This window comes from Cronobacter sp. EKM101R, assembly GCF_963888145.1.
Taxonomy (GTDB): Bacteria; Pseudomonadota; Gammaproteobacteria; order Enterobacterales; family Enterobacteriaceae; genus Cronobacter; species Cronobacter turicensis.
In genome coordinates this window covers 40,809-53,334 of record NZ_CAWPHW010000012.1, presented here as the reverse complement: position 1 = coordinate 53,334, position 12,526 = coordinate 40,809, and the positions used below count along the sequence as shown (strand labels likewise).

At 56.0% G+C, this 12,526-nt stretch carries 12 protein-coding genes; 8 read left to right on the top strand and 4 right to left on the bottom strand.

The genetic code is table 11. From position 1 onward, the window contains the following. Positions 1-63 precede the first annotated feature (63 nt). Positions 64-774, bottom strand: a complete 711-nt coding sequence (locus AACV31_RS08855; protein ID WP_202623501.1) for a MipA/OmpV family protein — start codon at positions 772-774, stop codon at positions 64-66. 471 nt (positions 775-1,245) lie between these two features. On the opposite strand from AACV31_RS08855, the gene yeaG reads away from it, so the two are divergent. The 3 genes from yeaG to AACV31_RS08840 all read left to right on the top strand — a co-directional run bounded on the left by yeaG (position 1,246) and on the right by AACV31_RS08840 (position 6,392). Further along, positions 1,246-3,180, top strand: a complete 1,935-nt coding sequence (yeaG, locus tag AACV31_RS08850) for a protein kinase YeaG (RefSeq protein WP_007760282.1) — start codon at positions 1,246-1,248, stop codon at positions 3,178-3,180. A gap of 122 nt (positions 3,181-3,302) precedes the next feature. Continuing rightward, on the top strand, positions 3,303-4,586 hold the full coding sequence (locus tag AACV31_RS08845) for a YeaH/YhbH family protein (RefSeq protein WP_007760281.1): 1,284 nt from the start codon (positions 3,303-3,305) through the stop codon (positions 4,584-4,586). A gap of 243 nt (positions 4,587-4,829) precedes the next feature. Continuing rightward, positions 4,830-6,392, top strand: a complete 1,563-nt coding sequence (locus tag AACV31_RS08840) for an EAL domain-containing protein (protein ID WP_165153676.1) — start codon at positions 4,830-4,832, stop codon at positions 6,390-6,392. 50 nt (positions 6,393-6,442) lie between these two features. On the opposite strand, the gene AACV31_RS08835 is transcribed toward AACV31_RS08840, so the two are convergent. Beyond that, positions 6,443-6,619 carry a general stress protein gene (locus AACV31_RS08835; protein WP_007760278.1) on the bottom strand — a complete coding sequence of 59 codons (177 nt, stop codon included), beginning with the start codon at positions 6,617-6,619 and terminating at the stop codon, positions 6,443-6,445. A 440-nt stretch (positions 6,620-7,059) separates the two neighbouring features. On the opposite strand from AACV31_RS08835, the gene AACV31_RS08830 reads away from it, so the two are divergent. The 3 genes from AACV31_RS08830 to AACV31_RS08820 all read left to right on the top strand — a co-directional run bounded on the left by AACV31_RS08830 (position 7,060) and on the right by AACV31_RS08820 (position 9,481). After that, on the top strand, positions 7,060-7,584 hold the full coding sequence (locus AACV31_RS08830; protein ID WP_032806418.1) for a YbaK/prolyl-tRNA synthetase associated domain-containing protein: 525 nt from the start codon (positions 7,060-7,062) through the stop codon (positions 7,582-7,584). A 190-nt stretch (positions 7,585-7,774) separates the two neighbouring features. Continuing rightward, positions 7,775-8,221, top strand: coding sequence for a DUF441 domain-containing protein (locus tag AACV31_RS08825; RefSeq protein WP_007760274.1), 447 nt, complete (start codon positions 7,775-7,777; stop codon positions 8,219-8,221). 75 nt (positions 8,222-8,296) lie between these two features. Further along, positions 8,297-9,481, top strand: a complete 1,185-nt coding sequence (locus AACV31_RS08820; protein ID WP_161588971.1) for a CynX/NimT family MFS transporter — start codon at positions 8,297-8,299, stop codon at positions 9,479-9,481. A gap of 1 nt (position 9,482) precedes the next feature. Here the strand turns inward: AACV31_RS08820 and AACV31_RS08815 are convergent, their stop codons facing one another. Further along, positions 9,483-10,190, bottom strand: a complete 708-nt coding sequence (locus AACV31_RS08815) for a CTP synthase C-terminal region-related (seleno)protein (RefSeq protein ID WP_105596597.1) — start codon at positions 10,188-10,190, stop codon at positions 9,483-9,485. A gap of 207 nt (positions 10,191-10,397) precedes the next feature. On the opposite strand from AACV31_RS08815, the gene AACV31_RS08810 reads away from it, so the two are divergent. After that, a complete protein-coding gene (locus AACV31_RS08810) occupies positions 10,398-10,754 on the top strand; it encodes a DUF488 domain-containing protein (protein ID WP_105537423.1) in 357 nt (118 codons plus the stop codon). Here AACV31_RS08810 and AACV31_RS08805 read toward each other — a convergent pair. Next, positions 10,751-11,056, bottom strand: a complete 306-nt coding sequence (locus tag AACV31_RS08805; RefSeq protein WP_165153674.1) for a hypothetical protein — start codon at positions 11,054-11,056, stop codon at positions 10,751-10,753. The genes AACV31_RS08810 and AACV31_RS08805 overlap by 4 nt on opposite strands. A gap of 442 nt (positions 11,057-11,498) precedes the next feature. On the opposite strand from AACV31_RS08805, the gene AACV31_RS08800 reads away from it, so the two are divergent. Next, on the top strand, positions 11,499-12,440 hold the full coding sequence (locus AACV31_RS08800) for a VirK/YbjX family protein (protein ID WP_165153672.1): 942 nt from the start codon (positions 11,499-11,501) through the stop codon (positions 12,438-12,440). Positions 12,441-12,526 lie beyond the last annotated feature (86 nt).

The window sequence follows — 12,526 nt, the reverse complement described above, 5'->3', positions numbered from 1 at the left end:
CTCCTGCCGGTTTGCGCCATAAAAAAAGGGCGCACAAGGCGCCCCGCAACATGGCATTACGAATCAGAACGTATAGGTCACGCCGGTAGACAGCAGCGCAGACCAGGAACGGTCCACCATCGGGCTGTCTTTGGCTTCGTCGCTCAGATGGGTGTAACGGCCGCTGCCGTAAACGCTCCAGCTGTCAGAGAGACGATACGTGGCGGTCAGCTCAGCATACGGCGCCCAGCCATCGTCCGCGTCATAGCGATCAAGACCGCTGCGGCGCGACTCTTTGCCGCTCACGCCATAGTAGTAGTCGTTCTGGTTTTCGCTGCTCCACTCCACACCGATGCCCGGCGTCAGGGTAAGACCGCCGTTGGTGTAGCGATAGAGCCACGCCAGATCCCACACGATGCCGTTGCTGTTATCCAGCGTATCGGCGGCGAGCGAGGTACGCAGATAACCATACTGCGTGTTATGTACGTAAGACAGGCCCGCCATCAGCGTGGAGCGACGCTCGTCCAGACGGCGCAGCGCACGGCTGTCGCTGTCGCCCGGCTTGAAGTGCAGCGGCGAGTAATACGCCATAATGGAAAGCTTATCGGCATTGTCATTCCACAGGTAGTATCCCGCACCAAGGCCGCGCACCCAGAAGTTATCACCTTCATAGTTGATAACCGGCAGAGGATAAACGTCGCGGTCGTACTGTTTATAAGGATTCACTACCCATCCTGCACCCGCGCCAACTGACAGTTTTCCTTCTGCATGCGCAAAGGTAGCGGCTGAAGCCATTACGGCACCCAGTGCCAGAAATTTGAATGTGCTCACAATCCATCAAGTCCTTTAGTCAAATGATCGGCTCGCGAAGTGTAACCGCCCCTTACGCTTCACCCCAAATTTTTTCGCACTTCTTTACATCACCGGATCGCGCAGCCTCGCATTTTCGCGTGACAGCCGCCTTGCAATTTTATGACTTCGCGGTGAATCCGCATGTCGAATGCAAATGCTGTAGCAGAAACAACGGGATGAGTGCTTGATTAATCACTGAATCCCCAATAAGGCGGCATGCAAGATTTTCAAATGCCATCTACGCTTAAAATTAAGAAGGTGCATTACCCTGACCGCAGTAGCACAGTGCAACGCGCAAAAAAATGCTTAAGTTGGCATTAGGGTTGCTGTACTCAGAATACGTCTTCCGGGAGCCTCCACTATTCATATGAACGGCTCTTTAACCTGTGCTAAAAAACGAAAGGACGGCATGCCATGAATATATTCGATCACTATCGCCAGCGCTATGAAGCTGCCAAGGACGAAGAGTTCACACTGCAGGAATTTCTTACCGTTTGCCGGCAGGATCGCAGTGCATATGCAAATGCGGCGGAACGGCTATTGATGGCCATCGGTGAGCCAGTGATGGTGGATACTGCCCAGGAGCCACGGCTCTCCCGTCTCTTTTCGAACCGGGTGGTCGCCCGGTATCCGGCGTTTGAAGAGTTTTATGGCATGGAAGAGGCCATTGAGCAGATTGTGTCGTACCTGAAACATGCGGCGCAGGGTCTGGAAGAGAAGAAACAGATCCTTTATCTGCTGGGGCCAGTAGGCGGCGGGAAATCGTCGCTCGCGGAGCGTCTGAAATCGCTGATGCAGCGCGTGCCTATTTATGTGCTAAGCGCCAACGGCGAGCGCAGCCCGGTTAACGATCATCCGCTGTGCCTGTTCAATCCGCAGGAAGACGCGCAAATTCTGGAAAAAGAGTACAACGTCCCGCGCCGCTATCTCGGCACGATCATGTCGCCGTGGGCCGCGAAGCGCCTGCATGAGTTCGGCGGCGACATCACCAAATTCCGCGTCGTCAAAGTCTGGCCGTCTATTCTTGAGCAAATCGCTATCGCGAAAACCGAGCCTGGCGATGAAAACAACCAGGATATCTCCGCGCTGGTCGGTAAAGTGGATATCCGTAAGCTTGAGCATCACGCGCAAAACGATCCCGACGCCTATGGTTACTCCGGCGCGCTGTGCCGTGCCAACCAGGGCGTGATGGAATTCGTCGAGATGTTTAAAGCGCCGATTAAAGTGCTGCATCCGCTGCTGACGGCGACCCAGGAAGGGAACTATAACGGGACGGAAGGCATCTCCGCCCTGCCCTTTAACGGCATCATTCTGGCGCACTCCAACGAATCGGAATGGGTCACTTTCCGTAATAACAAAAACAACGAGGCGTTCCTTGACCGTGTGTATATCGTCAAGGTGCCTTATTGCCTGCGTATTTCGGAAGAGATCAAAATCTACGAGAAACTGCTTAACCACAGTGAGCTGTCGCATGCGCCCTGCGCGCCCGGCACGCTGGAAACCCTGGCGCGCTTCTCTATTCTTTCGCGCCTGAAAGAGCCGGAAAACTCCAGCACGTACTCAAAAATGCGCGTCTATGACGGTGAAAGCCTCAAAGATACCGATCCGAAAGCGAAGTCATACCAGGAGTACCGCGACTACGCAGGCGTCGATGAAGGCATGAACGGGCTCTCGACCCGTTTCGCGTTCAAAATCCTCTCGCGCGTCTTCAACTTCGACCATACCGAAGTGGCCGCGAACCCGGTGCATCTCTTCTATGTGCTGGAGCAGCAGATTGAGCGAGAACAGTTCCCGCAGGAGCAGGCCGAGCGCTATCTGGAATTCCTCAAAGGCTATCTGATCCCGAAATATGCCGAATTTATCGGCAAAGAGATCCAGACGGCGTATCTGGAGTCCTACTCCGAATATGGCCAGAACATCTTTGACCGCTACGTCACCTACGCGGATTTCTGGATCCAGGATCAAGAGTATCGCGATCCGGATACCGGTCAACTGTTCGACCGCGAATCGCTCAACGCGGAGCTTGAGAAAATCGAGAAACCGGCAGGCATCAGCAACCCGAAAGATTTCCGTAACGAAATCGTCAACTTCGTGCTGCGCGCCCGTGCTAACAATAATGGGCGCAATCCGAACTGGACCAGCTATGAGAAGCTGCGCACGGTTATCGAGAAGAAAATGTTCTCGAACACCGAGGAGCTGCTGCCGGTTATCTCCTTTAACGCCAAAACCTCAACCGATGAGCAGAAAAAACACGACGATTTTGTCGATCGCATGATGGAAAAAGGCTATACCCGCAAACAGGTGCGTCTGCTTTGCGAATGGTATCTGCGCGTGCGTAAATCGTCCTGACGAATCGCCCGGCGGCGCCTGCGCTGACCGGGCCTACAACGAAGCGAGCCGTACGCCGGAGCGCACAGCGCCTCCGGCGATACCGGTTCGGCATAAAGTTGGCAATGCAGTACGGGGGGCATATGACCTGGTTCATAGACCGACGTCTTAACGGCAAAAACAAGAGCACGGTAAACCGCCAGCGCTTCTTGCGCCGTTATAAAGCACAAATCAAACAGTCGATTTCCGAGGCGATCAACAAGCGCTCGGTGACCGATGTTCAGAGCGGCGAATCTGTTTCCATTCCGAATGACGATATCAGCGAACCGATGTTCCATCAGGGACGCGGCGGCCTGCGCCATCGCGTGCATCCGGGTAACGACCATTTCGTTCAGAACGACCGCATCGAACGCCCACAGGGTGGCGGCGGGGGCGGTGGCAGCGGCCAGGGTCAGGCGAGCGCCGACGGCGAAGGACAGGATGAATTCGTTTTCCAGATCTCCAAAGACGAATATCTCGACCTCCTGTTCGAAGATCTCGCCCTGCCGAATCTGAAAAAGAATCAGCATCGCCAGTTAAACGAATATAAAACCCACCGTTCCGGCTACACCTCCAACGGGGTACCCGCCAATATCAGCGTGGTACGCTCGCTGCAAAACTCGCTCGCGCGCCGCACCGCTATGACCGCCGGTAAACGCCGCGCGCTGCGCGAGCTGGAGGCGAATCTGGAAGACGCGCTGAGAAGCGAACCAGCGCAACTGCTCGAAGAGGAGCGGCTACGCAAGGAAATCGCCGAGCTGCGCGCCAAAATCGAACGCGTGCCGTTTATCGATACCTTCGACCTGCGTTACAAAAACTTTGAGAAGCGCCCAGAGCCGTCAAGCCAGGCGGTCATGTTCTGTCTGATGGACGTCTCCGGCTCGATGGACCAGGCCACCAAAGATATGGCCAAACGTTTTTATATTCTGCTCTATCTGTTCCTGAGCCGAACCTATAAAAACGTCGATGTGGTCTATATCCGCCACCATACGCAGGCGAAAGAAGTCGATGAACATGAGTTTTTCTATTCGCAGGAGACCGGCGGGACCATTGTTTCCAGCGCGCTGAAGCTGATGGATGAAGTGGTAAAAGCCCGCTACGATCCGGCGCAGTGGAATATTTACGCCGCACAGGCCTCCGATGGCGATAACTGGGCCGATGATTCTCCCCTCTGCCACGAAATTCTGGCTAAGAAAATACTGCCCGTGGTGCGTTATTACAGCTATATCGAAATCACCCGCCGCGCTCATCAGACGCTGTGGCGCGAATATGAAGATCTCCAGGCGAAATATGAGAATTTCGCCATGCAGCATATTCGCGATCAGGATGATATCTACCCGGTATTTCGCGAACTGTTTCATAAGCAGGCCAGCGAAAACTGGAGCTAACCAACCGGGCCGGCCCTGTGTCGGCCCATCGTATTACTTATTTATTACCCTGCAATTAAAGCCCTACTTAACTTTAATGTCAGCCCCGCTTAATTAATTAGCGCTTCTGCTTCATAATATTTAGCAGCACAACGCTTCTGTATTAATAACCCTACAGATTTTACTTACAGCCGGTTCGCTATCAGTTATAGTGAGCGGCACTATAAATAACGACGCGGCGCCGTCGCAGGACCACCGTGAATCATGTTTAACAGGGTCTCATTGGGCTTGAATAAAACTTCGGGAGTGGCAGGCATAATCATTGCCAGTCTATTCGCCGTCCTGGCGATTGCGCAAATAGTGTACTGGCAATTAGAAACACGTCGGATAGACGATTATAGCCAGGCGGTGCTGGAGCGCAGCGTAACGCTTTTACAACAGGCAAACAATCTGGCCGCCCGCGAGATGAAAATGGCGCATTATCCCCCCTGTAGCGAAGCCGATCTTAATTCCCTGCGCACGCTATTGTGGGAATACCAGATGATCAAAGATGTTGGCCGCACCGGCGCGCGCGGGATTATGTGCTCAGCGCTCTGGGGCACGCTTGCAGTTCCACAACCGCTGACTGCAACGGAAAATATCGTCAGCCGCGACGGCGCGCGCTGGTTATTAAATTTGCCGCTGACGGAAACCATCGAAGTCAGCGCCTGGTGGCGCAACAATCTGCTGGTAATATTTTCCCCTTTTGTTTTTACCCGCTTTGAAAATGACGCAGAGACGGCGCACTACAGCGCCATTATTACCACTTCACAGCGCGATCGCCGCTGGTTTACGCTTGGGCCGACGCAGGCATTATTATCTCAAACCGACCCCACGTCGCACTATGCCTGGTATTTCATCACCCGGGAGCACTGCAATGCGCAATATGATGTCTGCGTCATGGCCGGTACGCATCCTTATGGCCTGTTACAGGCGCGCTGGTATACCCTCGGATTACTTATCGCGCTCGGTCTTGCGATCGGGCTGCTGCTTTGCGCAAGCCTTGCTCTTTACCAACGGAAAAAAGCCTCGCTCCGCGCGCGCCTGGAAAATGCGTTAAAAAACGGCGATATGCGTGTCGTTTATCAGCCCATTTATGAAATTGAGACTGGGCGGATGAAGGGCATGGAGGCGCTGCTGCGCTGGCATGATAATAATGGCGAGGCGATTTCACCGGATGTTTTTATCCCGCTCGCGGAAAAAGAAGGCATGATGAGCAAGGTTACTGAATTTGTCACGACGCGGGCCATGACGGAGATGGCGGAATTACTGACGCCGTATGACCTGACGCTCAGCATTAATATCAGTCTGGCCGATCTCTTCTCCCGGCACTACCTGGCGTTTCTGATACAGCTTACCCAAAAGACCGGTCTTCCCGCGAATCGCATCATGCTGGAAATAACGGAACGGGAAAATGCAACGCTGGCGCACATGGAAGCGGCGATAGCTTTATTTAAGCAACACGGGTTTTTAATCGCACTGGATGATTTCGGCACCGGTTATTCGACCATCTCATGGCTGTCGCGGCTGCCTATTGATGAAGTTAAAGTCGATAAAAGTATTACCGATGCAATAGGCACGCCATCGCTTAATAAAACGCTGCTCGTCAATTTAATTCAGATGCTTAAAGCGATGCCGCAGCAGATCGTATTTGAAGGACTGGAGCAGCGTCTTCAGGTCGAATATTTGCAGGATAATTTTCCAGGATGTTACGGCCAGGGCTGGTGGTTTTCTCGCCCCATCGATAGCCAGGCGTTGCGCTTATTACTGACTATGCAGGCAAAATAAAACAGCAGCCCTGAGGCTGCTGCGATCACAGATAAAATCAACGTGCCGGATTATTTATTACGTCCGCCGCTGTGGCTGTTCTGGCCGCCTTTTTTACCTGCTTCAGATGCGCGTTCCGGGTCATTTTTGAAATTCCCGCCGCTCTGCTGTCCGCCTTTTTTACCCGCTTCTGATGCTTTTTCACGATCTTCGGCAAAGTTGCCGGAACCACCACGATGTTCAGCCATAACAGCCTCCGAGATTGGGTTAGTGTTACCAGAAAAAACGTCAATACTGTAAAATCTATCGCCTGCCGAAGGTATCATTACGCTTACCGGTCAGAGCGCGCTTCCGTGCAGTGTTTCCGCAAACGTCGCTATGTACGGACTATTCCCGTCAAAGCCCCGATTGTGAAACCGTTTCGCCGTATTCCGGCGTTGCGCTTATTACGACGCGTCAGAGCAAAGTATTATCACCCGCATTATGACTGCCGCCGACTTCATAAGGCACTCTTATGACTCTAATACAGCTTTGCAAAGTAAGCCAAACGACAGAAATTTATTTTCTGTGAGAAACTGCCCTAGCTTGTTTATTTTATTTGCTTTTATTTTGTGAAAATTTCCTGGCGTTGCAAAATAAGCGAAGCGCCAGTAAGGTGGCAATCCTTATCCTGAAACGAGGCGAAAAAATGAAAGGTATGGATATTCATCAGCAACTCGTGGATTTACTGACCGACGGCCAGGCGCGCTTTCGTGTGATGGAGCATGAGGCGGTGGGTAAATGCGAAGCGGTATCGGAAATTCGCGGTACGCTGCTAAGCCAGGGCGCGAAAGCGCTGGTGTGCAAAGTCAAAGGCAACGGCATTAAGCAGGTCGTGCTGGCGGTGCTCGGGGCCGATCTCCAGGCGGATCTTGCGCTGCTCGCGCAGCATCTCGGCGGCACGAAAGCCTCGCTCGCCAGCCCGGCGGAAGTCGATACGCTCACACGCTGCGTCTTTGGCGCCATTCCGCCGTTCAGTTTCCATCCGGAACTCAAGCTGGTGGCCGACCCGCTGTTATTCGAACGTCATGACGAAATCGCCTTTAACGCCGGTCTGCTCGAAAAATCGATTATCATGGATACCGCCGACTATCTGCGCCTCGCGCAACCGGTTCTGGTGGCCTTCCATCGCACGCCGTCTACCAGCGCCGCTCCAGATACCGCACCGCAATAACCAGCGTGGCGGCGGTGGCGAAAAAGAACGTCGTTATCCAGAGCGCATCGGGCGACAAAAGATCGTTCATCGTTTCTCCGGGGGGGCTCGCGTCACTATCAGAGGGGATACTGTTCCCACTAATACCGCCTTTTGATTGCAGAATCATGACGACAGGCCGTGCGTCTTCTTTTATGGCAAGGAGCTTTTCATGTTTGATATCACGCTGCTTATCCTGCTGGCGCTGGCCGGGCTTGGATTTGTCAGTCATAACCTGGCCGTTACGGTGTCGGTGCTGGTGTTGATTGTGATTCGTATGACCCCGCTCAGCGCCTGGTTTCCGTGGGTGGAAAAACAGGGCGTCACCGTCGGAATTATTATTCTGACCATCAGCGTGATGGCGCCCATCGCCAGCGGCACCCTGCCCACTTCGACGCTGTTCCACGCGTTTTTAAACTGGAAATCGCTGGTCGCTATCGCCGTGGGCGTTTTTGTCTCCTGGCTTGGCGGTAAGGGCGTCGCGTTAATGGGCAGTCAGCCGTCGATTGTCGCCGGGCTGCTAGTCGGCACCGTGCTTGGCGTGGCGCTCTTTCGTGGCGTGCCGGTCGGGCCGCTGATTGCCGCAGGGCTGGTTTCTTTGCTGATTGGCCGTCAGTAGCCGTGCGTTTTACACGCTTTTTCACCTGTTGTATTCGCGCAGCGCCACGCAGCCTGCGCGCCCACTGAGGTATCAATGACTAACCAGATTGCTTCGCGTCGCGGCGGCTGGCTGCTGCTGGCGGGCCTGCTGACTATCGCCACCACCCTTCGCGTGACCTTTACCGGCGCGGCCCCCTTGCTGGACGCCATTCGCCTTGATTTTTCACTCTCGACCGCAGCGACGGGGCTTCTTACCACGCTGCCGCTGCTCGCCTTCGCCCTGGTGTCGCCGCTGGCGGCGGGTAGCGCCCGGCGTTTCGGGATGGAGCGCAGCCTTGGCGGCGCGCTACTGCTTATCAGCGCAGGGATTCTTCTGCGCGCTGGCGGCAGCGCGGCGGCGCTCTTTGCCGGCACCGCGCTTATCGGTTGCGGAATCGCCATCGGCAATGTGCTGTTGCCGGGCATGATCAAGCGCGATTTTCCAGGCAACGTGGCGAAACTGACGGGCGCGTATTCGCTGACGATGGGGCTTGCGGCAGCCGCAGGCTCGGCGCTGGTGGTGCCGGTTGCGACACTTGGCGGCGGCTGGCGCGGCGCGCTGCTGGCCCTGATTGTCTTCCCGGTGATAGCCCTGCTCCTCTGGCTGCCGCAGCTGCGCGCGCGCCGGCACGATGCCATCGGCGGCAATGCGGCGGCGCACAGTCGCGGCATCTGGCGCTCGGCGCTCGCCTGGCAGGTCACACTCTTTCTGGGCGTGAACTCGCTTATCTATTACATCGTGATCGGCTGGCTGCCGTCGATTCTGATAAGCGGCGGGTTTAGCGAAGCGCAGGCTGGTTCGCTGCACGGCCTGATGCAGCTTGCCACCGCCGTACCAGGCATTGCGGTGCCGCTGCTGCTCGCAAGACTTCGCGATCAACGCGGCATCGCCATTCTGACGGCGCTGCTCTGCGCCGTAAGCCCCGTCGGGCTGTGGTTTTTCCCGCATTTCGCGGCGTGGTGGGTAGTGATTTTCGGTTTCGGCTCAGGCGCGACGATGATCCTTGGCCTGACGTTTATCGGCCTGCGCGCCAGCTCCGCGCATCAGGCGGCGGCGCTCTCAGGTATGGCGCAGTCGGTGGGGTATCTGCTGGCAGCATGCGGGCCGCCCGCTATCGGCAGACTCCACGATCTGTTGCACAGCTGGAGCCTGCCGTTAATGGTCTGCGCCGCGCTTGCCGTCGTGATGGCCATCGCGGGCGGGTTTGCCGGGCGCGCGCGGGAAATCGGCGCGCCATAAGTTAGCGGCGAGCGGCGCGCAGGAATTCCCGCGCCAGCGGCACCGGACGTCCTTCCAGCGCTCCGCGCTCGTGCTGGAACAGCGTCGCCACAAAGAACGGATGGGTAGTCAGCTCAATGGCGCGCACGTCGCCGTCGTTATCCCAGCCGGTAACTTTCAGCGCGTCCGCGTTCAGCGCCTCAACGAACGCCGGCGCCACGCCAAAGTTACAGTGATACGCCTCTACAATTTCATCACGCCCGTAGGCGCGCGCGATAAGCGTATGCGGGCGCAGTTCAACCTCACCGGTCTGCTCCACCAGCGAACAGCTGAGCGGCGTAATCACCAGCCTGCCGCTCTGGGCGGTTTCGCCGTGGTTCGCATCACTCCAGCCCAGGACATTACGGGCGTATTCAATCACCGCATGCTGAAAGCCGCCGCAGGTGCCGAGGAAGGGAATCGCATTTTCACGGGCGTAGCGGATGGCGATAAACGCGCCGTCTTCGTTTTCATACGGGCTGCCAGGCACGACCCAGATAGCGTCATAGCCCACCAGATCTTCCGGGCTTTTAATGTCTTTGGTCGCAAGCCAGTCGTAATCGGCGGTAAGTTCCAGCACGGCGGCGGCGTCGTCAATCGCAAGCGGGATCGCCTGATGCGCCACCGTCGCGGCGTTGTAGTCGCCGACCAGCGCAATACGCAGGGTGGAAGTAAGCGGAGAGGTTTCCATGGGGTTTTCCTTATGCCTGAATGAATTAAGCACAACATAAGGAGCATCAGCATACCGATCTGCGCGCCCGCTAACAACACCCAAAATCAGCAGTGCGTCACGCAGGAATTTTGCGAGACGTCTCGGGCAATCACGTCTCGCGGTTTGCCTCCCACGTTCACGAGGCGGATAATTTGGTCGTGCATAACAATACGCCAGGAGGCAAACATGATTACGCTTAAACGGGTTTATGACGAACCGGACGCGCAGGACGGCTACCGGGTGCTGGTGGACAGGCTCTGGCCGCGCGGCATAAAAAAAGCGGATCTGCCGTTAGACGAATGGAATAAAGCGCTGGCCCCCTCCACCCCGCTTCGCAAGGCGTTGCATGGCGAGGTTATCGATTTCACGCATTTTAGCGAGCGCTACCGCGAAGAGCTGGCCGCACAGCAGGCGGAAGGCGAGCGTCTGGCGGCGATGGCCCGCAAAGGCACGCTCACGCTGTTATACGGCGCGAAAGACAGACGCCAGAACCATGCGCAGATCCTGGCGGCGTGGCTCAGAGAACTGGCTGAAAAGCCTTAGTCGAGAAGAAGCGCCGTTTCTTCGAGCGGCAGCAGCTGGCCGTCCAGCGGCATCAGGTGTTCGGCGCGCACAAAGGCGAAGCCAGTCTGGCCGTCGGCGGCCACGACATCGCCGGTAACCAGCCACAGCGGGCGGGCGCAGGCTTTTGGCAGTTCGGTCATAAAACCGGTCACGGGATTAATAAACCGCTCGCCCGGCTGGCAGAGGCTGAAGAGTTCAACAGATTTACCGATATTCTCCCGTCCGGCAGCGGTACGGGCGCCGATAATAATGGCGAGAGCGCCTGGCTTGAGTTGTTGCATGGTCTTTCCGCGTTCGCAATAAACAATAGATCTCACGCGCAGATCAGAACATTCTTATGTCGCGATGTAAAGATTTCTGGATCAAAAAACCGCCCATTTTGCTGGCGAATCTCCATATTTTCTTCATCCTCTCGCTTCGCTTTTTCGTTAAGCTGGCGCTGTTATTGTGATGACCCACATAACTGCAATGTTTAGCCTCATCTTACCCCGCTACAGGAGCGGCTTGCGGCACCATGAAAGCGCAGTACGGGCAATTGCCCTGTCCGTGCGGCGTATAACGACAGCCCTTGATGCTCTCCTCAGTTTCTGCGGGGTGTTTTTTTCACCACAGCCCTTCCCCCTCCTAAGATTTGCCTGATTACTTTGCATTGAGCTGCCGTTTAAAAAGCCGTTGCGCTTGCCCGATATACTTCGGTGATTCGCGGTATCTAAGGTTTTTCTTATGTCGGTCATCACTTCTCACGCTGCGCCCGCCTCGCGCAGCGGCATGGATCTTATTAAAGCCCTTACCACCGGCGAGCTGATGCCCGGCGGATTATGGCAGAAAAAAAGCTATCGTCTGAAATTCGCGTTGCGAAGCTGTATCTATCTGCCCGCCACGCTGCGCTTTATGGATGCGCTTGCCACCAACCCGCGCTTTGAGCAACTGCTGAGTGTACAGAAAACGCTGCCGGGCAAAATTCATCGCCACTATCTGCGTCTGGGGTTAAGCGCGGGCGCACGCGCCAGCGCTATCATTAATAACTATGCGTTTATTCGCGATGAGGCGGCACCGCGTCTTGCCGATGCGCTTTGCGCCACCAGCCCGCAGCCGCTGTTTACCCTTGCGGCGAAAGATAAAACCGTCGTGATAAGCGCTTCATCCGCACACAAAGCAGAACGCGAAGGCGAAAGCACTCTGTGGCTGCACTGCGACGACGTCCTGCTCGCCAGCCTGACGTTCAGCGTGGTGCGCGACGCCGCCGGCTATGGCATCGCTATTGGCGGCCTGCAGGGCCCGCGCAGAAGCGTACCGCATGAAGCTATTCGTGATGCAACGAAAGCCAGTTACGGCGTTTTCCCGAAACGTCTGCTGATGGAAGTGCTCTGGCTGATGATTCAGCAGCATGACATGACGCATTTCGACGCAGTAAGCAATAACGGCCATGTCTTTCGCGGGCTGCGCTATCGCTTCAGCAAAGGGCGGCATTTTTTTGCCAGTTACGATGAGTTCTGGGAATCGATTGGCGGCGAACGGCGTGGCGCACGCTGCTTCACGTTGCCGCTCACGGCAGCCCGCAAGCCGCTGGAAGAGGTCGCCAGCAAAAAACGCTCAGAGTACCGCAAACGCTACGAGCTGCTGGATTCTCTGGCGGAGCAGTGGCGCGCGCTGAACGCGCAGTAATGCTCAGGCGGCCTTCTGGCCGCTTTTTTTATGGCGTTCCCCCAGGTTTGCGCAGCTTACCCGCCCGCCGTCATCCTGGTAGACTG